Source organism: Thiovibrio sp. JS02, from assembly GCF_053485635.1.
This window is the reverse complement of sequence record NZ_CM130715.1, coordinates 1050951-1075739: the sequence shown is the minus strand read 5'-3', so window position 1 is coordinate 1075739 and position 24789 is coordinate 1050951. Positions and strand designations below refer to the sequence as shown.

General features: G+C 57.5%; 25 protein-coding genes and 1 tRNA gene. 8 read left to right on the top strand and 18 right to left on the bottom strand.

Annotated features, from left to right (window positions below; translation table 11 throughout):
- The first annotated feature begins 94 nt into the window (after positions 1–94).
- The 4 genes from tsaD to ACUUL3_RS05135 are packed head-to-tail and all read left to right on the top strand — an operon-like array spanning position 95 to position 3709.
- Complete coding sequence (gene tsaD / locus ACUUL3_RS05150; RefSeq protein WP_448555212.1) at positions 95–1159, top strand: tRNA (adenosine(37)-N6)-threonylcarbamoyltransferase complex transferase subunit TsaD; 1065 nt, start codon at positions 95–97, stop codon at positions 1157–1159.
- Positions 1156–1656 (top strand): DUF2062 domain-containing protein, encoded by a 501-nt coding sequence (locus ACUUL3_RS05145; RefSeq protein ID WP_448555210.1) that lies wholly within the window; start codon positions 1156–1158, stop codon positions 1654–1656. Before tsaD ends, ACUUL3_RS05145 begins: the two co-directional genes overlap by 4 nt.
- 11 nt (positions 1657–1667) lie before the next feature.
- Positions 1668–2537 carry a 16S rRNA (adenine(1518)-N(6)/adenine(1519)-N(6))-dimethyltransferase RsmA gene (gene rsmA, locus ACUUL3_RS05140; RefSeq protein ID WP_448555208.1) on the top strand — a complete coding sequence of 290 codons (870 nt, stop codon included), beginning with the start codon at positions 1668–1670 and terminating at the stop codon, positions 2535–2537.
- 8 nt (positions 2538–2545) lie between these two features.
- Complete coding sequence (locus ACUUL3_RS05135) at positions 2546–3709, top strand: iron-containing alcohol dehydrogenase (protein WP_448555206.1); 1164 nt, start codon at positions 2546–2548, stop codon at positions 3707–3709.
- Here ACUUL3_RS05135 and ACUUL3_RS05130 read toward each other — a convergent pair.
- On the bottom strand, positions 3657–4511 hold the full coding sequence (locus ACUUL3_RS05130; RefSeq protein WP_448555204.1) for a DUF3108 domain-containing protein: 855 nt from the start codon (positions 4509–4511) through the stop codon (positions 3657–3659). The two genes, ACUUL3_RS05135 and ACUUL3_RS05130, sit on opposite strands and share 53 nt — an antisense overlap.
- 216 nt (positions 4512–4727) lie before the next feature.
- On the opposite strand from ACUUL3_RS05130, the gene ACUUL3_RS05125 reads away from it, so the two are divergent.
- Both ACUUL3_RS05125 and dfsP read left to right on the top strand, forming a co-directional pair.
- Positions 4728–5033: a hypothetical protein gene (locus ACUUL3_RS05125; protein ID WP_448555202.1), complete on the top strand. Its 306-nt coding sequence runs from the start codon at positions 4728–4730 to the stop codon at positions 5031–5033.
- A gap of 211 nt (positions 5034–5244) precedes the next feature.
- Positions 5245–5910 (top strand): DUF166 family (seleno)protein DfsP, encoded by a 666-nt coding sequence (dfsP, locus tag ACUUL3_RS05120; RefSeq protein ID WP_448555200.1) that lies wholly within the window; start codon positions 5245–5247, stop codon positions 5908–5910.
- Positions 5911–5969: 59 nt separating this feature from the next.
- On the opposite strand, the gene ACUUL3_RS05115 is transcribed toward dfsP, so the two are convergent.
- Entirely contained in the window at positions 5970–6410 is a 441-nt protein-coding gene (locus tag ACUUL3_RS05115) for a periplasmic heavy metal sensor (RefSeq protein ID WP_448555198.1), read from the bottom strand.
- A gap of 465 nt (positions 6411–6875) precedes the next feature.
- On the opposite strand from ACUUL3_RS05115, the gene ACUUL3_RS05110 reads away from it, so the two are divergent.
- Positions 6876–8693, top strand: coding sequence for a two-component system sensor histidine kinase NtrB (locus tag ACUUL3_RS05110; protein ID WP_448555196.1), 1818 nt, complete (start codon positions 6876–6878; stop codon positions 8691–8693).
- Between the two features lie 2 nt (positions 8694–8695).
- On the opposite strand, the gene murA is transcribed toward ACUUL3_RS05110, so the two are convergent.
- The 16 genes from murA to ACUUL3_RS05030 form a co-directional block, all read right to left on the bottom strand.
- Complete coding sequence (murA, locus tag ACUUL3_RS05105) at positions 8696–9952, bottom strand: UDP-N-acetylglucosamine 1-carboxyvinyltransferase (protein WP_448555194.1); 1257 nt, start codon at positions 9950–9952, stop codon at positions 8696–8698.
- A 48-nt stretch (positions 9953–10000) separates the two neighbouring features.
- Positions 10001–10858, bottom strand: coding sequence for a peptide chain release factor N(5)-glutamine methyltransferase (gene prmC / locus ACUUL3_RS05100; protein WP_448555192.1), 858 nt, complete (start codon positions 10856–10858; stop codon positions 10001–10003).
- Positions 10859–10901: 43 nt separating this feature from the next.
- Positions 10902–11969 (bottom strand): peptide chain release factor 1, encoded by a 1068-nt coding sequence (gene prfA, locus ACUUL3_RS05095; protein ID WP_448555190.1) that lies wholly within the window; start codon positions 11967–11969, stop codon positions 10902–10904.
- A 274-nt stretch (positions 11970–12243) separates the two neighbouring features.
- Positions 12244–12456 carry a 50S ribosomal protein L31 gene (rpmE, locus tag ACUUL3_RS05090; protein WP_448555188.1) on the bottom strand — a complete coding sequence of 71 codons (213 nt, stop codon included), beginning with the start codon at positions 12454–12456 and terminating at the stop codon, positions 12244–12246.
- 143 nt (positions 12457–12599) lie between these two features.
- On the bottom strand, positions 12600–13859 hold the full coding sequence (gene rho, locus ACUUL3_RS05085; protein WP_448555186.1) for a transcription termination factor Rho: 1260 nt from the start codon (positions 13857–13859) through the stop codon (positions 12600–12602).
- Positions 13860–14353: 494 nt separating this feature from the next.
- Entirely contained in the window at positions 14354–15004 is a 651-nt protein-coding gene (gene coaE / locus ACUUL3_RS05080; protein WP_448555184.1) for a dephospho-CoA kinase, read from the bottom strand.
- Positions 14994–15992 (bottom strand): RluA family pseudouridine synthase, encoded by a 999-nt coding sequence (locus ACUUL3_RS05075; protein ID WP_448555182.1) that lies wholly within the window; start codon positions 15990–15992, stop codon positions 14994–14996. The genes coaE and ACUUL3_RS05075 overlap by 11 nt, the downstream gene beginning before the upstream one ends.
- Positions 15993–16112: 120 nt before the next feature.
- A complete protein-coding gene (locus ACUUL3_RS05070) occupies positions 16113–16592 on the bottom strand; it encodes a CarD family transcriptional regulator (protein WP_448555180.1) in 480 nt (159 codons plus the stop codon).
- Positions 16593–16755: 163 nt separating this feature from the next.
- Complete coding sequence (gene pth, locus ACUUL3_RS05065) at positions 16756–17322, bottom strand: aminoacyl-tRNA hydrolase (RefSeq protein WP_448555178.1); 567 nt, start codon at positions 17320–17322, stop codon at positions 16756–16758.
- Between the two features lie 116 nt (positions 17323–17438).
- On the bottom strand, positions 17439–17993 hold the full coding sequence (locus tag ACUUL3_RS05060) for a 50S ribosomal protein L25 (RefSeq protein ID WP_448556436.1): 555 nt from the start codon (positions 17991–17993) through the stop codon (positions 17439–17441).
- 113 nt (positions 17994–18106) lie between these two features.
- Positions 18107–19045 carry a ribose-phosphate pyrophosphokinase gene (locus ACUUL3_RS05055; RefSeq protein WP_448555176.1) on the bottom strand — a complete coding sequence of 313 codons (939 nt, stop codon included), beginning with the start codon at positions 19043–19045 and terminating at the stop codon, positions 18107–18109.
- An 84-nt stretch (positions 19046–19129) separates the two neighbouring features.
- Positions 19130–19204 (bottom strand) — tRNA-Gln (locus tag ACUUL3_RS05050).
- The gene (ispE, locus tag ACUUL3_RS05045; RefSeq protein ID WP_448555174.1) at positions 19184–20080 is read right to left on the bottom strand and encodes a 4-(cytidine 5'-diphospho)-2-C-methyl-D-erythritol kinase; all 897 of its coding nucleotides are present in this window, start codon (positions 20078–20080) and stop codon (positions 19184–19186) included. Before ispE ends, ACUUL3_RS05050 begins: the two co-directional genes overlap by 21 nt.
- A gap of 118 nt (positions 20081–20198) precedes the next feature.
- Complete coding sequence (locus ACUUL3_RS05040; protein ID WP_448555172.1) at positions 20199–20510, bottom strand: DUF1844 domain-containing protein; 312 nt, start codon at positions 20508–20510, stop codon at positions 20199–20201.
- 62 nt (positions 20511–20572) lie between these two features.
- On the bottom strand, positions 20573–22180 hold the full coding sequence (serA, locus tag ACUUL3_RS05035; RefSeq protein WP_448555170.1) for a phosphoglycerate dehydrogenase: 1608 nt from the start codon (positions 22178–22180) through the stop codon (positions 20573–20575).
- A gap of 399 nt (positions 22181–22579) precedes the next feature.
- Entirely contained in the window at positions 22580–23038 is a 459-nt protein-coding gene (locus tag ACUUL3_RS05030) for a hypothetical protein (protein WP_448555168.1), read from the bottom strand.
- 245 nt (positions 23039–23283) lie between these two features.
- On the opposite strand from ACUUL3_RS05030, the gene cysS reads away from it, so the two are divergent.
- The gene (gene cysS, locus ACUUL3_RS05025; protein WP_448555166.1) at positions 23284–24753 is read left to right on the top strand and encodes a cysteine--tRNA ligase; all 1470 of its coding nucleotides are present in this window, start codon (positions 23284–23286) and stop codon (positions 24751–24753) included.
- Positions 24754–24789: the final 36 nt, after the last annotated feature.

The following is a 24789-nucleotide window of genomic DNA, read 5'->3' as shown; positions in this document are numbered from 1 at the left end:
AGGAGTTTGTTAAGGTACGCCGGCGCGTTCCTTTCGTCAACAGGCTTTTTGCATACTCTCCTTGCCTAACGTGGCCCATTCGAGAAATCCACCCATGCTCATACTCGGCATTGAAAGTTCCTGCGACGAGACAGCCGCCGCCGTGCTCCGTGACGGCCACGCCCTGTTGAGCAACGTGATCAACTCCCAGGTGGCCCTGCACAGCGCCTATGGAGGCGTGGTCCCGGAACTCGCCTCCCGCAAACACCTGGAAAATATTTATCCGGTCGTGGAAGCCGCCTTGCGGCAGGCGGGCGTCTCCCTTGCCGAAATCGAAGGCATTGCCGTTACCCAGGGCCCCGGGCTGATCGGCTCCCTTCTCATCGGTCTTTCCTTTGCAAAGACCATTTCCGCTGTGCAGGGAATCCCGTACGTGGGCGTCGACCATATTGTCGGCCATCTTCTCTCCCCCTTCCTGGAAGAAGAAAAACCGGAATTCCCCTACGTCGCCCTGATCGCCTCCGGCGGTCACTCCAGCCTCTTTCTGGTCCAGGACGCCCTCACCTTCATCCCCCTGGGCAGAACCCGGGATGATGCGGCAGGCGAGGCCTTTGACAAGGTCGGCAAGATCCTGGGCCTTCCCTATCCGGGAGGTCCTGCCATCAGCCGACTGGCCAGGGAAGGAAACCCGGGGGCTTTTTCCTTCCCGCGGGCCTGGCTGGAGGCGGACAGCCTCGACTTCAGCTTCAGCGGTCTAAAAACCGCGGTGGCAGGCCAGGTGTATCAGCTTCAGCAGAAGGGGGAACCCTTTTCCGCGGCAGACATCTGCGCCTCCTTCCAGGAGGCCGTGGTTGAGGTGCTTGCCGAAAAAGCGATCCGGGCGGCGCAGGGACACGGCATTGCCAACCTCACCCTGGCCGGCGGTGTCGCCGCCAATCCCAGACTGCGCGAATACCTGAAACTGCGCGGAACGGAAAACGGCCTCAAGGTTTTCATGCCCTCACCCGAGTTCTGCACGGACAATGCGGCGATGATCGCCCTGGCAGGCCATTTTCACTTCGGCGAATGCGCCACCACCTCCCTGGACACGGATGCGTACTCGCGCTCCCAGTTCATCCATCCAGGCACCCCCGGCAGCCGGCACAGTTACGGCCCGGCCTGGCAACGATCCCGGCCATGAAGCCGCAACGTCTTGCCAGATACTATTACCTCAAGGTTCTCCGCCTGCAGGGGGATCCCCATTCCCTGGCCCTCGGGGTCGCCATCGGCCTCTTTGTCGGAGTCACCCCGACCTTGCCGCTGCATACCGTCCTTATCATCGGCCTGGCCGGCTTGTTGCGCGGCAACATCATCGCCGGCCTGATTGCCTCGGTGGTGATCAGCAATCCGCTCACCATGCTGCCCCAGTACTATTTCTCCTGGCGCATCGGCAGTCTGCTGCTGCCGGGCCATCTGAGCTGGGAGCGGATCAAGGGCCTGCTGGTCCGCATCAACTCCGGGGCCGATTTTCAGGAAATCCTTGCCAGCATAGGCCGGCTCGGCCTTGACTCCGTCGCGGTCATGCTTTTGGGCGGCATCCTTCTCGCGACCCCCTTCACCATTGCCGGCTACCTTCTCTCCCTGAGGTTTTTCACCACCCTGCGGAAGAGACAACAGGAAAAACATATCCTCAACTGAGAGGCGCGCCCATGAGCAACGATCCGCCAATCCGAAAAATCCTTGCCGAGCGCAGGCTTGCGCCCAGCAAAAAACTTGGCCAGAACTTCCTGGTGCATCGCCAGACCGCGGAAAAAATCATTGATCTTTCCGGCATTGCCGCCACGGATACCGCCATCGAACTCGGGGTCGGCCTTGGCTCGCTCACCCTGCCGCTGGCCGAGCGGGTCAGGCAGGTCATCGGCATCGAACTCGATGCCGGGATCATAAGCTATCACCAGGAACAGCAGGATCTGCCGGCCAATGTCTCCCTGATGCACCAGGATCTCCTCAAGGCTGATTTCCCGGCCCTGGCAAGGGAAACCGGGGGCCCTTTGAAAATTCTCGCCAATCTGCCCTATTCCATCTCAAACCCGCTCCTCTTCAAACTGGTCGAAAATCGTGCCCACCTTGCCTGGGCGGTGCTGATGCTGCAGAAAGAGGTGGGACAGCGCCTTACCGCCGCGGTGGGGACCAGGGAGTACGGGGTTCTTTCGGTGCTGCTTGCCGGTTGCGCCACGGTGAAAACCCTGATGCAGGTCGGGCCTGGCCAGTTCCACCCCAGACCAAAGGTTGATTCGGTGGTGGTGAGGATCAGTTTTACGCCGATACCGGACAGGGTGGCCAAACTGCCGGCCCATGACGGAACACTGCTCCGGCGGGTCGTCAACGCGGCCTTCCAGCAACGGCGCAAGACCCTGCGCAATGCCTTGAGCGCCGGGCAATTTCCCGAAATAGCCAAAGAAGAGATGGGCACCCTCCTCCTGAGGGCGGGGATCAGGCCGGAGACGCGGGCCGAGCGCCTGAGCATCGAGGATTTTGTCCGCCTCACCCGCGTCTTTGCCGGTTCTTCTTCGGAATAACAGCGTCGATGCGGGACTTCGTCTTCCAGAACCCTACCAGGATTCTCTTTGGGCGGGATTGTCTCGCGCGGGTCGGGCAGGAGGTTGCCGCACATGGCAAAAAGACCCTGCTGGTCTCCGGAAGGGAAAGCGGCAAAATCCACGGCCGCCAGCAGGCAGTGCTCGCGTCCCTGCTGGCGGCAGGACTCAGCGTTGTTGAACACGGCGGGGTCAGGCCCAATCCGCTTCTTGCCCAGGCCCGGGCCGGAATCCAGCTGGCCCGGGCTGAAGGCGTCGAGGTCGTTGTCGCGCTGGGTGGGGGAAGCGTTATAGATTGCGCCAAAGCCATTGCCGCCGGTACGCCGGTCGCGCATGACGTCTGGCTTTTTTTTAAAGGCAGGAAAAGCATCAAAACCTCCCTGCCCGTAATCGCCATTCCCACCGTGGCGGGCTCCGGCTCCGAAACAAACAGCGGCATGGTCCTTTCCAATGGCGAGACCCGGCAGAAGATCGGCATCGGCAACAGGCATCTCTTTCCCAAGGTCGCCATCCTCGACCCGACTCTCACCTATACCCTTCCGGCCGCGGCCACCGCCAACGGCGCCGTGGATGCCATCTGCCATCTGCTCGAATTCTACCTCTTCCGGGAAGAACTCTTCACTCCTCTGCAGGATCGTTACAGCGAAGGCCTGATCAGCACCCTGATGGAAAGCTGCGGACAGGCCCTGGCAAGCCCCGGTGACTACCAGGCCCGCGCCAATCTCATGTGGGCGAGCAGTCTGGCCTTAAACGGCCTGAGTTCTGCGGGACTTGGCAGGGTCGAATTTCCCGGCCACATGATCGAGCACTCCTTGAGCGCTCTCTATGATGTGCCCCACGGTGCCGGTCTGGCCTCCCTGCTTCCGGGTCTTTTGGCCTATCAGGCCGAGAGGAATCCTGCCCGCATCGCCCTTTTTGCCGCAAGAGTGCTGGGCATCACCGCTTCCGGGGAAAGAGAGCGGACCCGGGCGGGAATACGGCATTTCAAGGAATGGCTGGGTTCAATCGGCGCCCCGACTTCCCTGGGCGAGCTTGGCATTCCGGCCGGCGATCTTGCCGCCATCTGCGAAAACACCAGGGAGCAGGCGCGCCTCTGGCGGCTTAGTCACTATCCGCCCGAGACGGTGCGGGAGATTCTTCTCCGCTGTCTGTAGCCTTGGCGCAGAGATCGGCGCTACGATACTCCACCAGCCGGGAAGTGAGAGAGCCGATGACGATCCTGGCCTCGATCCTGACGGGAATGCGCCGCGCATCATCGGTGAGCCAGATAAGCGGATCCCCAACTTTTTCGTAAAGCCCCTTGAATTTGAGATGGGGCTGAACCTTGACGGTCTTTTTTCTGCCGAACACCGTATCAATCTCCTCTCCGCCCTCAAGAGAAACCACAACCTCATGCCGCTTTTTATCGGCAAAGGTGGGCACCACGATTTCAGCGGCATCGCTGAAACCAAGAGCCCGCAGAAAGAAAAAAGAGGAAAATTCGTTGTGGGCCGGCCCGTCCAGCTGATACACCTCTGGCTCCTCCTCATTTTTTTGGTAGGTGACCACATAGGTCTCCTGATCATAGAGGGTCAGCTTCCTGTTCTCCCGTCGCCCTTCCCGTTGATCCATTTCATGAAGCACCGGCAGGCGCTGCCTTCCTTCCACGATGGTCAGGAAGCGGTCCTCGATGGGATAGAAAACAGCCAACAGCCCGGCGGACTTGGCAATGACCTCCAGGGCATACTGCTCGGTTTCCCCGGGGAGCCTGCGGATTTCCATGAAAAGCTCGCCGGCCGTAAGCCCCAGCCAGCTCACCCGATAGCGCAGCTGCTCACCACCGCCATAAGCCGTTGCCAACAGATCCTCATCCGGCAAGGAAGCAAGCCGGGCAAGGGAGGCCGTGGCATGGACGAGCAGACACAGGACGGCAAGCGCCAGAACATTGCGTTTCAATCTTTCCCGCTTCAGCAACATGCCATTCCTTTTTTTTCAGAACCCCAGACAAAATACGGGGATTATACTAGGTATTTTTGTTGTTTTATCAATCATTTTTTTATGCTACAAAGAAGAATAGTAGCCTCCCGGACCAAGAACACAGGGCACCTGACGGCTGCCGTTCGAATAATACGGAAAAAGGGGGAGATCATGAATTGCACCAAGGTACCTCAGTATGCACAATTTTCTAAGGGGATGCATAGAGAATATGAGCGTGCTGTACAAAAACTGCGGGTAAACCTTGCGCAAGGCCTTACCTACGACCAGGCCTGCGATACCCTGCAGGATCTCGATGTGGAGATGCGTGCTTTTGTGCGGGAGGATTTTCTCAAGATTCTCATTGCCGAAGAGCATTTCGGCGCCGGCATCGAAATTGACGATCTTGCCCTGTTTCTCGGTCTTCCTTATGAAACGATCGAATCTTCCATGCTGACCCTGCTCTACGACATGGTAAGGGAAGCCTCCGACCACCAGGAACAGGGCACAATACGAATGAACTGACGGTGGGCCAGGAAACAACCATTGGCAGCAATGCCTTTCCGGCGCCGACCAAACAGGATGACGTCAGCATACATGAAAAAGGCCCCAGCTCGGTTCCACCGTGGCAAGTTAACGGGTTTCGCAAAATCCCTTTCGCTTTTCAGCCTGCCACGCTATAACGCTACCTGTTCACCAGATATCTAAACCGCGGATGCTTTCCCAGGGTACTGCCATGCCCCACCAATCCCCCCCGGCCCATCCTGACACTGTCAGCGCCACCACGCTCGTCATCTTCCAGGAAAAGGGTTCCGGCGACAAAAAGGTAAGCGGAATCGAAAAATACGGCCAGGGCATCAGCATAAGCAAAATTTACAATATCGATGCACCTCTTCCTGATTTTATTGATGATCCGGAACAATTCCTTCCCGAGGATTTCCGCGCCGATCTGGTTTTGAGCTTTCTCAGGCATCCTGATCTCCTCGCCCACCTGAGCAGGCTCTGCCGCGACAAAAAAATCCCCCTCATTGCCTCCGGCAGGAAAACCCAGGACGCCATTACCCCCTTCACCTGCTGCGGGCTCGGTCGCCTTGGCGGTCTTGGCGCCTACGGCGAGCAATTCGGCTTCCCGGAGCTCGACCTCGACCTGGACGCGGAAGACCGCATCACCAGCGCCAGGGTGGTGCGCGGAGCCTCCTGCGGCGCAACCTGGGAGGCGCTCGCGAAGATCATCGGCCAATCCCTGTCCGAGGCTCTGGTCAATTATGCCCGGGAGGTACAATACCTCTGCCAGGCTGACCCGAGCGCCTTTGATCCGATCTCCGGCAAAAGCGCCGTGCATTATGCCGGGCACGTCCACAGCGCCGCCCTGAAGAAAGCGGCGGGCGAGTCAAAAAAATAAGGGCGGAATCGCACAGCGACCCCGCCCTTCCCCAAGACGCGCTTCGAAAGTTTTTTCAACTAAAACCGACAGCCCCCAGGCCCATAGCCCATGCCCCGGCCACCAGGTCCGGCGCCCGGCCCGCCGCCGGGGCCATTACAGAAATAGCCGCCGCCCATCCCCCGACCGGCAATGCCGCTTTCGGTGGCTTTTTTATGCATTGCCTCCCGCAGGTCGAACAACTCCGCGGAAAGCTTGGCGGCCTTCTTTTCATCCGGGTTCGTGGCGTTCAGCACGGCATCAAGCTCGGCCCTCTTCGCGAACATGTTCTTGCGCAGCTCGGTTGTCTCGCTGAAAAACTTCTCCCGGGCTTTGGCGGTTTCCTCGTCAACCTGCTGGCCGCAACCAGGACCACCCATCATGTAGCCGGGTCCGCCCGCCCAAGGACGCGCCTCGGCCAGCTGAAAGCCGGCCAATCCGATTGTGGCGACTGCCGCGATGGTAAGTAATGTTTTTTTCATATGGTGCCTCCTCCATGGTGTATTGTGGTGAATTGGTTTGTTGAATCCCTTGTTCACCCTGTTGTATTTCAACAACCATGCCAGGAGAGGAAAAAATAATAAAACGATTTTATTTCAAGAAGTTAGCACACCACGGCACAGGCAGGGCAAAAACTCCCCCCTCCCGCACGGGGAATATTGGATACTTTTTACGCATCTTCCCCTTGGCCTGATTATTTTTTACCCAGCCGCAGGGAAGAGAAGGCCGGACAACCCCTCCTCACTTTCCGACGGCAGCCCGGCCGGAGAATTTTTCATGGCCGGATGACGGGCAGGGAATGGGATTTGCAATCCCTAAGGAGAACAAAAAAATCATCGCGAGCGTCTCAGGCCCGCCTGAATTTGATTTGTTTACCAAGCCAACAACTTTATTATGCTTTAAGTCCCACCAACCACAAACCTCAATTCCACCCCGGACTGGCGACCATGTTAGAGAAAAAATCCTCCCTCACCCCTCCATTCGCCTATGCATCGCCCTGGATCCTCGCCGCCGCCATCGGCATGCTCATCGCCATAGTCATTGTTTTTGCCGTCAACAATCTGCAACGGGAAAAAAGGATAATGACGGAAAGCCTCATCAACAAAGGAGAGGCGCTTATCCATCTGGTGGGGGCCGGCTCCAGGGCCTCCATGATGATGGGCATCACCAACAGCCAACAGGTGCAGCACCTCATCGAGCAGGCCTCCGGCGAAGCCAACATCCTCTATATCGCGGTGGTGGACGGCAAGGGCAAGGTCATCGCCCACAGCAATCCCGCGATGATCAACAGCCGGTTGGACCACCCGCTGCCCGGAGAAGGAAAACTCCCCCCCGCCACCAGACACCAGATCATCACCGATCATGTGAAGAACAACAAGGTCTTCGAGGTGATGGCTCCCTTTAAACCGTTTCACGGCGGCAGAGGCCAATTTTTCAGAAGACAGATGCTGATGCGGCAGGCGCCGGGGAGTACGCCTGAGAAGTCGCCCCAGCCCATGGGGCCGGGGAGCGGCTGCCAGAATTTTATCGGCAATGGCCCCTTTAATGGCCCCTTTCTTGAGGGCAACCTCCAGATCGTGGTCGGGCTTGATATGGCGGAACAGGAAAAGGTTATCCGGGAAGACCTCTACCATATGGTCTTCATGTCCATCGCCATGCTGCTGGTCGCCATTGGCGGCTGGATCGCCCTGCTCACCGCCCAGAGCTACCGTTCTTCGCAAAAAACCCTGATGAACATGCAGGCCTTCACCGATCTGCTCATCTCCCGGCTGCCGGTGGGCATCATCGCCACAAACACCCTGGGCCAGGTCCAGACCTTCAACCAGGCAGCGGCCACCCTGCTCGGGAAAAACAGCGGGAACATTCTGGGGCAGCCGCTTGTCAGTGCCCTGCCTGATTTTTTTCAGGCTCTGCCGGAACTTGCCCAAGCAGCAACGGAAATCATCGACCGGGAACTCAGCTGGCCGCCGGAGTCGACGTCGGCCGCCCATCTCCATGTAAGCTCGGTTCCCATTGCCGACAAGCAGGGAGCGCACCTGGGCAGGGTAACCCTGATTTACGACCTCTCGGAGGTCAAACGCCTCGAAGCGCAAATCCGCCGGCACGATCGCCTGGTTGCCTTGGGAAAGATGGCGGCCGGCGTGGCCCATGAGGTGAGAAATCCTTTAAGTTCCATCAAGGGCTTCGCCACCCTCCTTGGTTCCCGCTTTGCCGAACAGAGCGAGGAAAAAGAGGCGGCCAACCTCATGATCCATGAGGTCGAACGCTTAAATCGCAGCATCACCGAACTGCTCACCTATGCGCGTCCCCATCCGTTACACATTGAAGAGGTGGAGATAGAACCCTTCATAGCCGGCTCACTCAAGCTTATCCAAAGCGATGCCAAGGCCCTGGGTGTGGAGGTGGGCTACGACCTGGAACTTACCCGTAAAAAAATTCCCCTGGACCGGGATCGTCTCAATCAGGTCCTTCTCAACCTCTACCTCAACAGCCTGCAGGCCATGGAAGAAGGCGGCAGCCTGCGGGTCGTGGTCAGGGAGGGAAGCCAGGAGGGAACCATGGAGATCAGGGTGGAGGACACCGGACACGGCATTGCGGAGGATATCATCGAGCGGGTTCTTGACCCGTATTTCACAACCAAACCGGACGGCACAGGCCTGGGCCTGGCCATGGTCTACAAACTCATCGACGAACACGGCGGCAACCTCCGCATCAGCAGCAGGGAACAGGAGGGAACCACGGTCAGCATCACACTGCCGGTCTGAGCTTATTCCTTTTCCCGTCGGATGCGCGCTCCAGCCTCGGAAAGTTTGCCAACCAGATTGTCATAGCCACGGTCGAGATGATACACGCGGGAAATATGGGTCTCCCCCTCCGCGGCCAGGGCGGCCACCACCAATGAAGCGCTGGCCCGGAGATCGGTGGCCATGACCGGCGCGCCGCTCAAGCGGCCGGTGCCGGTGACAATGGCGCTGTGCCCGTCAATCTTTATATCCGCTCCCATCCGCCGCAACTCGGCCACATGCATGAAACGGTTTTCAAAGATGGTCTCCGCTATGACGCTCAAGCCGTCGCTCAAAGTCATCAGGGCCATGATCTGCGCCTGCAGATCGGTCGGAAAGCCGGGGAAGGGCATGGTTTTGATGTCCACGCTGTGGATGGGGCCCTTCCTGGCAACGCGGATGCGGTCCGGACCCTCTTCGATGAAAAGGCCGGCGGAGCGCAGTTTTTCAAGGAGGGAAGGCAGATGCTGCGGATTGCAGTTGGTCACCGTGGCCTCGCCCCCCACCGCGCCCACGGCGATGAGATAGGTGCCGGTCTCGATGCGGTCCGGGATGACGGCAAGATCGGCGCCGTGCAGCTTTTTCACCCCCTCCACCACCAGGGTATCGCTGCCCCTGCCCCTGATGCGTCCACCCATGGCGACGAGCAGATCCACCAGATTGCCGATTTCCGGCTCCCGGGCAGCATTTTTAATGGTGGTCGTCCCCTCGGCAAGGGAGGCGGCCATGAGAATGTTCTCGGTCCCGCCCACCGAGGGGACGTCGAAATAGACGGTATTGCCCGTAAGCCGCGGGCCGGCCGTCGCATCCACATATCCCTGGCTGAGCTCGTACCGGGAGCCTAATTTTTCCAGGCCCTGCAGATGAAAGTTGATGGGCCTGGCCCCGATGGCGCAACCGCCGGGCAGGGAAACCCTGGCCCGGCCCAGCCTGGCCAGCAGCGGCCCCAGCACCAGCACCGAGGCGCGCATGGTCTTGACCAGCTCATAGGACGCCTCATAGCTGGTGAGTTCCCTGGCATCGAGGACCAGGGTGGTGCCTTCCTTCTGCCATTTGACGCCGAACGATTCCAGGAGGGAAAGAAAGGTTCTGGTGTCACGGAGATCCGGCACGTTCCGGAGAACCAGCGGCTCAGCCGTGAGCAGACAGGCCGCCATCAGAGGCAGGGCCGCGTTTTTCGCGCCACTGACCGCTATTTCACCATGCAGGGGGTAACCACCCTCAATAACGATTTTATCCATTACCTGTACTCTCTCACAGATGGGCCACCCTGATGGTGGTGATGTTCTTCAACGGCAACGCGCCCGCAGAATCCTGGGCAGGCCGGCCAGGTCATGATAAACCTGCACGCTATCATATTCGGGAAGGGAAGAAAAGATATTCAACACCGCTTCTTTCTGGTCAAACCCTATCTCCATGAAGAAGTAGCCGCCAGGCCGCAAGACCCGGGGCACCCCGCCCGCCAGAGTCCGGATCGCGTCAAGTCCGTCCCGACCCGAAGTCAAGGCGAGAAGCGGCTCAAAATCCCTTACCTCCGGCTGCAGGGAGGCGAATGCCACCGCGGAGATATAGGGAGGATTGGAAACCACAAGGGAGAAGATCCGCTTTTCCGCGAGGGCGGTCAACCAGTCGGCGTTGAGCAGAAAAGCACGGGCTTCGACCCGATGGCGGGCAATGTTTTTCTCGGCCACCCGCAGGGCGGCCAGGGAGCGATCCACGCCCAAGACCTTTCTCTCCGGCAATTCCCTGGCAAGGACCACGGTGATGGCGCCACTGCCCACGCCGAGGTCAAGAACCGGCCCCGGCGGCAACCCTTGCTCCTTGGCGGTTGCAAAAACCTTTTCAAGGAGCTCCTCGGTTTCCGGACGGGGGATGAGCACCTGCGGGCAAACCTGAAAGGGAAGCGACCAGAACTCCTGTTCGCCGAGAATGTACGCCAGCGGCTCCCTCAGCTGCCGACGGGCAAGGAATCCCTCCAGGAGAAGACGATCTTCCTCCCGCACCTCCTGTTGGGCATTGAGGAAAAGCTGTGCCCTGCCGCAGTGTAATACATGGCCGAACAGGATGGAGGCCTCCACCTCGGGCTCGGCAATCCCTGCCCTTACAAGGCGTTCAACCGCCACACGATAGAATTGTCCGATCGTCATACAGGGCCGTGTTCGCGACAGGCAGGGTTCATCCGGGCAAAGCCTACTGCATGTCCTTCAGAGCTTCGGTCTGGAAATGAACAATGAGGGGGTCGATGAGGTCGTCAAGTCTGCCGAGGAGGATTTCATCCAGTTGATAGAGGGTAAGATTGATGCGATGATCGCTCACCCGACCCTGGGGATAGTTGTAGGTCCGGATGCGTTCGCTCCTGTCGCCGCTGCCCACCTTACTTTTCCGGTCCGCCGACATCCGGTCGTCCTGTTCCTGCTGCATCTTGTCCAGGAGACGGGCCCGGAGAACCTGCAGAGCCTTGGCCTTGTTCTTGTGCTGTGATTTCTCGTCCTGACAGGTAACCACCAGCCCGCTGGGCAGATGGGTGACCCGTACCGCCGAATCGGTGGTGTTGACGCTCTGCCCGCCGGAGCCGGTGGAACGGTAAACGTCAATGCGCAGATCGTTGGGGCTGATATCAACCTCGACCTCTTCGGCCTCGGGCATCACCGCCACGGTGACGGCGGAGGTATGGATGCGACCCTGGGCCTCCGTCGCTGGCACCCGCTGCACCCGATGGGCCCCTGATTCGTACTTCAGCTTGCTGTAGACATGCTCGCCGCTGATCAGGGAGATGATCTCCTTGAAACCGCCGATGCCGGTGGGATTGCTGGTCAGCACCTCCACCTTCCAGCCCTGGCTCTCGGCATAGCGGGAGTACATCCGGAAAAGATCGCTCACAAAGAGGGCGGCCTCGTCTCCGCCCGTGCCGGCCCGGATTTCGAGGAGAATATTCTTTTCGTCATTGGGATCCTTGGGAAGCAGGGCAATGCGCAGATCCTTAATGAGCTGTTCCTGACGCTCCTCCAACTCGGCGATATCCGCCCGGACAAGGGCCAGGATCTCGTCGTCATTCTCTTCCTGGAGCAGCAGCCGGTTGTCGGCGATCTCCCTTTCAACCTTTCTGTATTTCCGGTAGAGTTCGTCTAGCTTGGCCAGATGGGCGTGGTCCTTGGCAACCTTGCGAAACTCGGAAGGGTCATTCACCAACTTTGGATCGGAAAGCCGCGCCTCAAGGGCAAGCTTTCGTTCGGCGATATTTTCAAGTTGGGCAAACATTCGCTATCCCTAAAAAACTTCAGAATTTCACAGGTCCACCGCCTGTATTCAACACACTGAAAAAAAGACAACCGTTGGCAACAAAGTTTTTACGATGCCGGCAACGATGCTGCCGGTCGCGGAAAAGAAAAAAGGGCCGCCCCGGCACAAGGTGGCCACGCCAGCCTGCCGATTGCCGCCACTTCAGCTTCGCCCCCCCTCAAACAAGAACGCCCCTGAGCAAAACCCGCGACCGGGATGCTCAAAGGCGTTGTCATACAGTGCTGTCTGCGGGTTATTTCTTTTCCAGATGCTTACCGTATTTTTTCATGAATTTCTCAACACGGCCCGCCGAGTCGATGAGCTTCTGCTTGCCGGTGAAAAACGGATGGCAGGCGGAACAGATTTCCACCTTCATCTCCGGCTCTACAGAGCCCAGGGGAACTTCGTTGCCACAGGCACAAACGGCATTGATGCGATGATATTCAGGATGTATGCCTTCTTTCATGGAAAGATTCCTCCAGTACGTTATCTTTTTTCAGCAACCACCTGCTCCGACACAAAACTTGCGAAGCAAGAACAGTGGATTATATCGCATAATTTTATTTTTGCAAGCCATGATCCGCAAACAGCCAAAAAACCCCGGGCAGATCAGGGGGTGTTCATGGAGTCGAAAAACTCTGCATTGGAACGGGTTCCTCTCATCTTGTCCAGGAAGAACTCCATGGCATCAATCGGGTTCAGGGCGGACATCAGCTTGCGAAGAATCCAGACCCTGTTCAGCTCCTCCGGGGTAAGCAGGAGGTCTTCCTTGCGGGTGCCGGAACGGGCGATGTCGATGGCCGGAAAGATGCGGCGGTCGGCAAGTTTACGGTCAAGGATCAGCTCCATGTTGCCGGTACCCTTGAACTCTTCGAAGATGACCTCATCCATGCGGCTGCCGGTTTCGATCAGGGCCGAGGCAAGGATGGTCAGGCTGCCGCCCTCTTCAATATTCCGGGCCGCGCCGAAAAAGCGTTTGGGCCGATGCAGGGCGTTTGAATCCACGCCACCGGAAAGGATCTTGCCGCTGGGCGGGACCACCGTGTTATAGGCCCGCGCCAGACGCGTGATGCTGTCGAGGAGAATAACGACGTCTTTCTTGTGCTCAACCAACCTCCTGGCCTTGTCGAGAACCATCTCGGCCACCTGGATGTGACGCTGGGGAGGCTCGTCAAAGGTGGAACTGATCACCTCCGCGTTCACGCTCCTCGCCATGTCGGTGACCTCTTCAGGCCGTTCGTCAATGAGAAGGACGATCAGAATGACTTCCTTGTGATTTTTCGTGATGCTGTTGGCAATGTCTTTGATGAGCACCGTCTTGCCGGTGCGGGGAGGGGCGACAATCAGACCGCGCTGGCCTTTGCCGATGGGAGCCATGATATCCATGATGCGCATGGAGTAATTGTCCGGCTCCCGTTCAAGCCTGATCCGCTCCTGGGGATGCAGCGGAGTGAGGTTTGAGAAAAGGGTTTTGTCCTTGGCCTTTTCCGGCGGATCGAAGTTGACGCTGTCAACCTTGAGCAGGGCGAAGTAACGTTCGCCCTCCTTGGGAGAACGCACCGGACCCTCGATGGTGTCGCCGGTACGGAGATTGAGCCGTCTGATCTGCGACGGAGAAACGTAGATATCGTCGGGCCCGGGAAGGTAATTGTAATACGGGGCGCGCAAAAAGCCGAAGCCGTCGGGAAGCACCTCCAGGACGCCGCTGCCCCAGTTGCCCCCGTTTTTTTCCGCCTGCTCGCCGACGGCCTGCAGAATGGCGAAAATCAGCTCCTGCTTACGCATGGTGCTGTAGCCCTCTATGTGATAGTTCTTGGCGAGCTTGGTCAGCTCGGTGATTTTCATTAATTTCAATTCAGATAAGTTCATGCAGATCCTTTCTCCATCTCCTTATGTAGCAGCTTCCCACACCCTTGCTTTGTTCTGGGCCGCCTTGCTTTCCACGAAAAACCAAACACCCCCGCGATTGGCGGAAAAACACCGGCAACAACCATTGCATTTTCTTCTTCTTTCTTCACAAAACCGACGCATAAAAAGAGCGGCAGCCGCCACTCGGCATCATCGGAACTGCTCGAAAACACTCCATTCTCGCCGACCAAGGAGGGAACGCAGCGATCCACCTGCGCAACTCGACGGGCAAGAAACGATAACTACTTGATATGTCTTGGAAAATTTACAGAGAACGATAGTATATGAAATAGGTTTTTTTCAGGGATTCGGTTAGGGCACGGTATTTACGGATTATCTTGACCTTACTTAAAAAGGAAGGAATCAAACTTGATTTGCAATGATGCAATTGACGAATACTATTGGCTCCACAAATTACTGTCAACAGTTTTTTCGTAATTCCGGGACGACCGGACTCACTTTTCCGGCCACAGCATCTTACGGAGATGCAGAATCTGCAAACAGGTATCTTCCCAGGGGCCGTTGTTGTCGATTACATGCTCCGCGCGCATAATTTTTTGCGAGAGAGGCAGTTGGGCGGCCAATGCCTGCGCCGCCTCTTCCAGGCTGACGGCATCGCGGGCCATGACGCGGGCAAGACAGGTGGCGTCGTCGGCATAAACCACCACGACATGGGAGAAATCCTTTTCCCAGCCCGCCTCGAAGAGCAGGGGTACCTCCACCACCGGCCCCCCGGACGAGGGTCCACCCTCCCGAACCGCCCGCACCCGGTCGTGGATCTCCCTGCGGGCCAGTGGATGAAGAACGGCATTCAACGCAAGACGAAATGGCTCCTCGGCAAAGAGAACCCTCCGCAGGAGCGGCCGATCAAGCTGTTTGTCCGGGCCGAAAAACCTCTCGCCGAAGGCATCCCTCAAGGCCAGCCAACCGGGAGCCTCCGGCAGGAGAAGATCCCGGCAGATGGCATCCGCGTCAAGCAGCAGGCTGCCGGAAATTTCGGCAAGATACCGGGCCACGGAACTTTTCCCCGCCCCCATGCCTCCGGTTACGGCTACCGCAGATAAACGCGGCCATTGCCCTGCCTGCCTTCCTTTCTCAAGAGCCAATCAGCCGACCCTCCCCTTCCGGGCTCTGCCCTTGCCGGAGCAGACTGAGGGTCTGCAGCATGTCAGGCCAGAGCGGGGCAAAAAATTCCAGGACTTTCCCGGTCCGGGGGTGCGAAAAAGCAAGGCTGTACGCATGCAGGCATTGCCTGACAATGCCCAGGGCTCGGTATTGGGAGTTTTTTCGTCCATAAACCGCATCCCCGGCAACGGGGTGACCAAGGGCCGCCATATGCACCCGGATCTGATGGGTTCTTCCTGTCTCCAGCCTGATTTCAAGAAGGGCGAAACCCTGGGGAAATTTTTCCAGAAGCTGCCAATTGGTGATCGCCTCGCGGCCGTCGGCGCGTACGGCCATTTTTTTCCGCTGCACAGGATGGCGACCAATGGGCAACGCCACCCTGCCCGCCCGTTCCGCCGGAATGCCGTCGACAATGGCCTGATAGATCTTCTTCACCTGCCGACCCTTGAACTGCTCCCCCAGGGCATGGTGGGCAAAATCACTCTTGGCCACCACCATGACGCCGGAGGTATCCTTATCCAGGCGATGGACAATGCCGGGCCGCAACTCGCCATTTATGCCCGACAGGCTTTCGCAGTGATGCAAAAGCCCATGCACCAGGGTCCCGCTGCCATGCCCGCAGGCAGGATGCACCACAGTATCCGGAGGCTTGGCGAGAACAATGAGATCAGCGTCCTCATAGAGAGGGGCGAAAAAAACCGGTTCCGCTGCCAACGCCGAGGAAACCGGCACAGGGATGGTCACCTGCAATTCGTCCCCGGTCTGAACCAGATACTTTGCCTTTTGTTGCCGGACTCCGTTCACGAGAACCTGTCCGGACCTGATGAGCTGCTGCAGCCTGGAACGGGTAAATCCGTCAACCTCAAGATGGGTGGCCAGACAAAGATCCAGGCGCTGCCCGCCCGCCGTCACCTGGAGGACAAGAAGCCGCTCTCTCGCGTTGTCAACGGCGGACACGTTCACATGCATAGGGGAAACCGGCCAGAACGATACGAAAAAAAAGAAGAAAACAAAACGCCTGTGCTACCCAATGATAGGCACAGGCGGATATAATTGCAGCAAAAAAAAGGCGGTTGGTTCCGGAAGGATTTAAGAAAAAATCCGCTCGATATCCTTTTCCACCTGGGTCTCATTGAGCGCATGGGCCAAGGCAATCTCTTTCACCAGAAGGTTTTTGGCGGTGTCCATCATCTTGCGCTCGCCAAAGGAGAGATCCTTGTCTTCCCGCAGCAGAAAAAGGTCACGAAGCACCGAGGCGATTTCGTATACCGAGCCGGTCTTGATCTTTTCCATATATTCGCGATACCGCTGGTTCCAGGGCTGATGCTCGATCTCAACATCCTTTTCATTCAGGATATCATAGATCTTATCAACATCCTTGGCGCTGATGATGTTGCGCAGCCCGACATTCTTGCAGCTCTCGGTCGGGATCATGATCACCATGCTCGAGTCAAGAATCTTCATGACATAGAATGACTGCGTCCTGTTGCCCACCTGCCTCTGCTCGATGGATTCTATCTTTCCCACCCCATGCGCCGGATACACCGCCATATCGCCAACGTTAAACACGACTGCCTCCTTTTTCGCCCGCAATGGGGCATGCTGTTCCTCTGAAAAAAGGAAATGCCGCACACGAAACGAAGAAATGAAGATGAAGGCGCACTATACCATACTTTGCGGATTTATCAAACAATGTTAAAAAAATATGAAAAATCAAATAATTAAATACTGGTTAGCGCTCGGTATTCATCCGGTTCATGGCGCTGGCGACACCCTGCTCAAGGATAAGGCGCACTCCCTCCTCGATGTTTTCCAGCTCCTGTTGCACCAGAGGCTGCTCTTCCGCGGAGAATCGGGAAAGGACAAAATTACTGATCCCCTCGTCGGAAAACGGGCGACCGATACCAACCCTGACCCGGACGAAATCTTTTGAACCGAGCTGCTCGATCATGGAACGAATACCGTTGTGGCCGCCAGCCCCCCGATTCACCATGATCTTGGTTCGTCCCAGAGGAAGGTCAAGCTCGTCGTGCACCACAATGATCCGGTCGACCGGAACCTGATGGAAATTTGCTATCGCTTGTACGGCGGCCCCGCTGCGGTTCATGTAGGTCAGCGGCTTGACCAGCAGCAATTGTTTCCCCCAAAGCTGCTCCTTGGCGGCATCGGCCTGCCACTTCGTCCCTTTAAAGGAGAACCCGTACTTTGCCGCGAGATAATCGAGGAAAATAAAACCAATATTATGCCGGGTCGCGGCGTAATCCTTGCCCGGATTCCCGAGGCCCACAAGAAGATACACGCTGCACTCCTCTCTGAATGGTTACCACCGCCAACGGCGGAAAAAACAAAAGCCGAAAAAAGGGCATCCCTCTTTCCGGCTTTGACTGACTCTTATGGAGAGTTGGCAGGTAACGGTTATTCCGGGGTTCCCGAAATAGAGACGCAGACGGCATCGCCGTTGCTAACCAGGCTTACGCCCTCGCCGAGGGGAAGTTCCTTGCTGGTGAGAACCGCGCCCGGCCCCATGGGGCTGACATCAATGGTGATGGCATCGGGAATATCAAGGGCCCGGCCCTTCAGGGTGACCTTGTGCATGTTGATGGTCATGTCGCCGCCCATGTCAACGCCTTTCGCCTTGCCGACGTAGACAAGAGGCACCTGGAATACCATGGGCGCATTCAGGGAAACCTCATAAAAATCGGCATGCAGCACCTGATCAAGGATGGGATCGGTCTGGATCTCCCTGGTCACCACGTGACGCACGGATTTTTTGCCGTCCTCATCGATCTCCAGATTGATGATCGCATTCTTTCTGTGGATGGAGAGCAGCCCCCTGGTGAGATCCCTGGTGTTGCATTCCAAAGAAAGCGCTCCGCCCTTCGGGCCATAGACAACGGCAGGAGTGTTTCCCGCCCTGCGAGATGTTCTCGCCGCACCTTTTCCAACACTTTTACGGACACGCGCCGTCATATCGATTTGCAACATTGATGAAACCTCCTCAGTTACTGCTTCTCAGAACGAAAAACCAGAATCGCCGCCTCCTCAGGCAACGACTCTGATTTATACTGTTACCTCTTCTCCTGTTACACGAACAGGGAACTTACCGAATCTTCACTATGAATTCTGCGCACCGCCTCTCCGAGCAGTTTGCAGACGGAAAGCACCTTGATCTTCTCGCAATTCCTGGCAGCATCGCTCAAGGGGATACTGTCGGTAATAACCATGGACTTGATCTGCGAGTTGGTGAGCCGCTCGATGGCCGGGCCGGAAAGAACCCCGTGCGAACAGCAGGCATGCACCTCTTTCGCCCCAGCCTCAATGAGCACGTCAGCACCGGCACAGAGAGTGCCGGCGGTATCGACCATATCGTCAAGGAGAATGGCGGTTTTCCCGGCGACATTGCCGATAACGTTCATCGCCTTGCACTCGTTGGCCCGTTCACGGCGCTTGTCGATAATAGCCAGTCCCGCGTCCATGCGCTTGGCAAAGGCTCGTGTCCGCTCGACGCCACCGGCATCCGGCGAAACCATGACCACGTCATTATTCAATTTATTTGCAATATATTCAAGCAAAACAGGCGCGGCAAAAAGATTGTCCACCGGGATGTTGAAAAATCCCTGAATCTGCCCGGCATGGAGATCCATGGTCAACACACGCCGCACACCGACCACCATCATCATCTCGGCAACCACCTTGGCGGTAATGGGCACCCTGGGGGCAACCTTGCGATCCTGTCTGGCATAGCCGTAATAGGGAAGCACGGCGGTGATGCGGCGGGCGGAGGCACGCCGGAGAGCATCCACCATGATGACCAGCTCCATGAGATGATCATTCACCGGCGGACAGGTGGGCTGAATAATAAAAACATCCCTGCCCCGGACATTCTCGCCGATCTCGACAAAAATTTCTCCGTCACTGAACCGCCGCACTTCCGCCTTGGACAACGGCAACCCCAAATAGTTGCAGATGTCCATGGCCAACGGGCGATTGGCATTGCCGGCAAATACTTTCATTTCATTCATCGCGCTTCCTGAAGTTCGGTTTATGGTTTGTTTTGTCCACCGCTTCGGATTGCCAGCCCCGGATAAACGCCGGAGCAGATAAAATGGCTGGGGCGGCAGGATTCGAACCTGCGAATGCAAGAGTCAAAGTCTTGTGTCTTACCGCTTGACGACGCCCCAACGTCTTAATGTTTCTCGAGTGCCGAGCGGTCTTGTCACAAAGACATTGCTGCCAAACCGCTTCAGGAACTTGGCAGCGCTCGCCTGCGCATGTTCTTTCTCTCTGAAAAGACCAAACACAGTGGGGCCGCTTCCGGACATCAATGCCCCGTGGGCGCCATCCGCCAGAAGTTCCTCCTTGATGAGGCCGAGTTCCGGATACTTCCGAATGGTCACCGCCTCCAGATCATTATATAAGGGAACATTTTCCGGCTCCGGGCATGGTGAAACACCACGCGCGAATTCGCGGCCTAAGATATATGGATTGCCCACTGTTGTCAACGTAAAATTCTCATACACCCACTTGGTGGACACGGAAAAACCAGGGTTTACCAGAACCACCCAGTCGGGGGCCGAGATTTGGTTGGGGGTGATCACGTCGCCTATGCCGGTGGCCCAGGCGGCGGCACAGTCATGGACAAAGAAAGGAACATCCGCCCCCAGCGGGCGGGCCAGGTCAAGCAGTCGCTCAGGGCTGAACGGATGGTGAAAAAGCTGATTCAGCCCGCGCAGAACCGCGGCCGCGTCACTGCTGCCACCGCCGAGCCCCGCTGCGATGGGCACCTTTTTTTCAAGAACGATACGCACCCCCTGCCGGAGGTCGGCCGCGGCGAGAAAGGTCATGGCCGCCCGGAAGACGAGGTTGTCGTCGCCGGTGGGCAGGTCGCTGTCCGGACAGATCAGGGTTATACCTCCGGAAACGATCTCAAAATGCAGAAGGTCGGCAAGGGTGAGCTTGAGCATCTGGGTCACGAGCTCATGATACCCGTCGGCACGTTTTCCCTTGATGGCAAGATAGAGGTTGATTTTGGCAGGCGCCTCACAGGTCAGTGGCATGGGCAAACCGTTTCGGTAAAGGGAAAATGCAAAAAAGGGGGCTCGGGAAAAAAAATCGCCTGATATCCGAAAGGGGAAACCAGGCGATTCATGATGACACCAGAGGAAACAGAGGAGGTCAGTTGGCCTTCACGTACCGAAACTTCAAATCGGCCAGAACGTTGTCAATGAGTTCCTGCTCCTTCTCGCTCAGGTTGCCCTGGGTCTTCTTCTTCAGAAGCTGCAAGGTATCGATGGCATGCTTGGCAAGCATCAGGTCCTTACCGGTCTGGCCGGTGGCCGGATCCGGAATTTCACCCAGATGATACAGAGCCGAGGTATTCAACGACATGATAAAGGTCGTAAAGGTCACCTCGGGCAGCACACAGCTTCCCCCCTGACGAATCCGCCCCTCGGGGCAGTTTTTCTCGTTTTTCTCGTTTTCGGGCATGGACTCTCCCCAATTGAGCAAAAGGCGGAATCAACCTCGGCCGGCGCGGCGGCCATCCGGTCTCAGGCGCCTGGCAACTCCGGCAACTCCAGAACCATGGCCTCGCGGATATTGGCAAGGGCCCGCACCTTCTCAAGCTGCTCCCTGCTCAGCAAGCGGTCGGTATTCAGAAGAATGACGTTGACGTTGTGTCCGCCTTCCCTCTGCTCGCCAACGGTCATCCTGGAGATATTCACGCCCTCGGCGCCGAGGGTGGTGCCCAGCAGGCCGATTACCCCGGGCACATCGTTGTTTTCGACAAAGAGCATGGGTCCGGAAGGCAGGGCCTCCAGGCGGAAGCCGTTCAGGCGGACCAGACGCGGCTCGTTCTTGCCGAACACGGTGCCGGCGAGAATATTTTCTCCCTCGGTGGTCTTCACCCGAATATTGACCAGATTCAGGAAATCATCACTCTTGTTGGTCTTGGCCTCAACCACCCGGATGCCGCGCTCCTGGGCGATGATCGGGGCATTGACATAGTTCACCGCGTCCTTCAGAATCGGGGTGAAAAGGCCTTTCAGAAAGGCGACGGTGATCGGGCTGGTAACCATTTCGGCAAGGTCACCGCAGAATTCGATGGTAACCTCTTCGACGCCGCCCTTGGCCATCTGCATATGGAATGAACCGAGCATCTCGGCCAGGGTGATATAGGGTCCGACCTGGGAAAGCACATCGGCGCTGACCGAAGGCACGTTCACCGCGTTGGTCACGGTACCGCGCAGCAGATAGTCGGCAACCTGTTCGGCAATGGCGATGGCGACGTTTTCCTGCGCTTCGGCGGTGGAAGCGCCCAGATGCGGCGAACAGATGAAGTTGTCCAACCCCAGCAGCTTGCAGTTTTCCCTGGTGGTGGGCTCAACCTCGAAAACATCGAGACCTGCCCCGCGGATCTGGCCGGATTTCAGGGCCTCGTACAATGCCTCCTCATCGACAACGCCACCGCGGGCGCAATCAATGAACAGACATTCCTTCTTCATGAGCTTGAACTGGGCAGTGGAGACAAGGTGCTTGGTTTCCTTGGTGAGGGGCACATGTACGGAAATAAAGTCAGCCCGCCTGCACAGTTCGTCAAGGCTCACCAGCTCGACCCCGAGTTTGTCGACAAGCTCCCTGGGCATATGGGGATCAAAGGCGATGACCTTCATCTTCAAGCCCTGGGCGCGCTCTGCGAAAATGCTGCCGATGCGGCCGATGCCGATGATACCGACCGTCTTGCCGGTGACCTCGCGGCCGCCGAACTTTTTCTTCTCCCACTTGCCGTCCTTCATGGAGGCGGTCGCCTGGGGGATATTCCTGGTCAGCGCCATCATCATGGCGATGGCGTGTTCCGCGGCGGTGGTGGCGTTGCCGTCCGGGGCGTTCATGACGATGATGCCCTTCTTGCTGGCGGCAGGAATGTTGACGTTGTCCAGGCCGATACCGGCGCGACCGACAACCTTCAGCTTCTCGCCCGCTTCAATGATCTCCTCGGTCACCTTGGAGGCGCTGCGGATCACCAGGCCGTCGTATGCGGGGATCGTGGCTTTCAACTCTTCGGGCGACAACCCGGTCTTAACGTCCACCTCAAGCCCGGCATCCTCAAGAATCTTGATGCCAATCGGCGACAGATTATCACTGATCAAAACTTTCATTGTTTCTCCTTTCTATAAAGAAAACGCTCCAAGCCCGGCCAGGGCTTTGAAAATTATATTGTCCGCGACGAACGGCCGATATCAGCCGACAGGATGGCAAAAACCGTCCCGGCTTTTTTCCAGCGGCCCGCGGAACAGTTTCGCGGCAAGGTAAAATGGCGAGTATTATGTCAACACGGAACTTTGTCAAGAACAAAACATGGGCAAAAGCTTCCTTAACCCCTGGTACACCGGTCCTTATCCGTCGTTGATCACCCCGCGACGGCAGATGCCCTTGCGCCTCGACAACCTGTTGATTCGGCGGGCAATGAACCCGCTTCCCTCTCCGCACCATCAGGAGGCCGCGCCGATTTTGCCCACTGCCAAGTGGTCGTGATCATGCCGCCCCGGGGTAGTGCATCAATCCCTGAAGCAGGCGGAGAAATCCGCTGGCCCCTCGTCGTCTTCAGGGACCACGGCGCCCCGCCGGTAGTGGCGCTCGATCAGGCAAGCCTGCCTCAACTCTTCATATTTGCGGAAAAAAAGTTTTTCCGGGAATTTCGGATTGGCGAAATACTCCACCATGTTGGCGGCAACCTGTTCCACCATGGCGTTCAAGGTGGGTTCCCTTTCGGCATCATCGATAAAATTTCTTTCCTTGACCACCGCAAAGGTGACAACGCCCGCCATCCTGGCCCGCACCTCCGCCAACAGCTGACGATCGGGCTCCGCCGGCCGGGCGAAGAAGTCGTCATCCACCGGGAACTTTGCCTCGCACAGAATCTTCACCAGCCAGCGGTCGCCGGCGATCTTTTTTGACCGATCATACACCGTCACGGTCAAGCCATTTGCAAGTCGCCGCTCTTCAAGTATTTCCATAATTCACAAAACCCTTTTGCACCCGGATCAGCAGAATCGCCCAGCGGGGATATTGGCATATGCACACAACAAGGTTGCCGTAGCATGCGAAAACGGGTATATACCATATTTTTTTGAAAAGATAATATACCCTTTGTCGGCAAATAAAATTATTATCACGGTTCGCCGCAGGGCTTGAGAGAAATTTTCCCATGGCCCCTTGCTGTATGGCCCATTCCGTACAATCACATGTCGGTCGAGAGAGCATGAGCATCGAAATCTACAACACCAAAACCGGCCGGAAATCCCCGCTCGCCACCATCGAAGAGGGGCACGTGAAGCTCTACGTCTGCGGGATTACCGCCTATGACTACTGCCACATCGGCCATGCCCGTTCCGCCCTGGTCTTTGACTTGATTGTCCGCTACCTGCGCTACCGCGGCTACAAAGTTACCTTTATCCGCAATTTCACCGATATAGACGACAAAATCATCAAGCGGGCCCAGGAGCAGAACACCACCTGCGACGAGCTTTCCAGCCGCTTCATCAGGATGTTCCACGAAGACATGGATACCCTGGGCATCCTTGCGCCCACCGTCGAGCCCAAAGCCACGGAGCATGTGCGGGAAATCATCGAGCTGATCGAAGATCTCATCGCCAAGGGCCTGGCCTATCAGGTGGACGGCGATGTTTACTACCGGATCAGCAGGTTCCCCAAGTATGGCTCTCTTTCCGGTCGGAACCTCGAAGATATGCAGGCAGGGGCCAGGGTCTCGGTCAACGAGCAGAAAGAACATCCCATGGACTTTGCCCTCTGGAAAGGGAGCAAGCCCGGCGAGCCGACCTGGGAAAGCCCCTGGGGGCCGGGACGGCCCGGCTGGCACATCGAGTGTTCCGCCATGAGCCGCAAGTACCTGGGCAACTCCTTTGACATCCACGGCGGCGGCAAGGATCTGGTCTTTCCCCATCACGAAAACGAACTGGCCCAGAGCGAAGGGGCGAGCGGGGAAGAGTTTGTCAGATACTGGGTGCACCACGGTTTTGTCACCATCAAGGACGAGAAGATGTCGAAATCCCTGGGCAACTTTCTCACCATCCGCGAGGTGCTGGCCAACTACCCGGCCGAGGCGCTGCGCCTCTTCATTTTCTCCACCCACTACCGCAACCCCCTGGATTACTCCGAGGCAGCCATGCTCGACGCGGTGGCCGGCCTGAACCGTCTTTACACCTGCCTTGCCGAAATCGACCAACTGCCGGAAACGGGAGTGGAGGGTGCCAGTCCCGCCATCTCCAAAAACGACCGCCAGAAAATCGAAGGACTGAAGAAACGCTTCCTGGCCGCCATGGACAACGATTTCAACTCCGCCCAGGGCCTGGGCCATATCTTTGAAGTGGTGAAGATCCTCAACAAAATCCGCCAACATCTGCCTGCCAAAACCGCCGGCGCGGATCTTGCCCTGCTGAAGAACGCAGCGGCAACCATCAAGGAGCTGGCCGCAAGCCTCGGCCTGCTCGCGGAAGATCCCGTTACCCACATGCGCAACGAACAGGAAAAAATCCTCCAGACCCTGACCATTACCCCGGCGGACATCGAGCAGCTCATCAGGGAAAGAACCGCGGCCCGGGAAGAGAAAAACTGGGCCCGCGCCGACGAGATCCGCGATCAGCTGCTTGCCCGCGGCATTGAAATAAAAGACAGTTCCGGCGGTACAACCTGGCAGGTAAAAATCACCTGAGCTGGCCGCCCGCAGAGAACCCTTTGCATGGGGCAC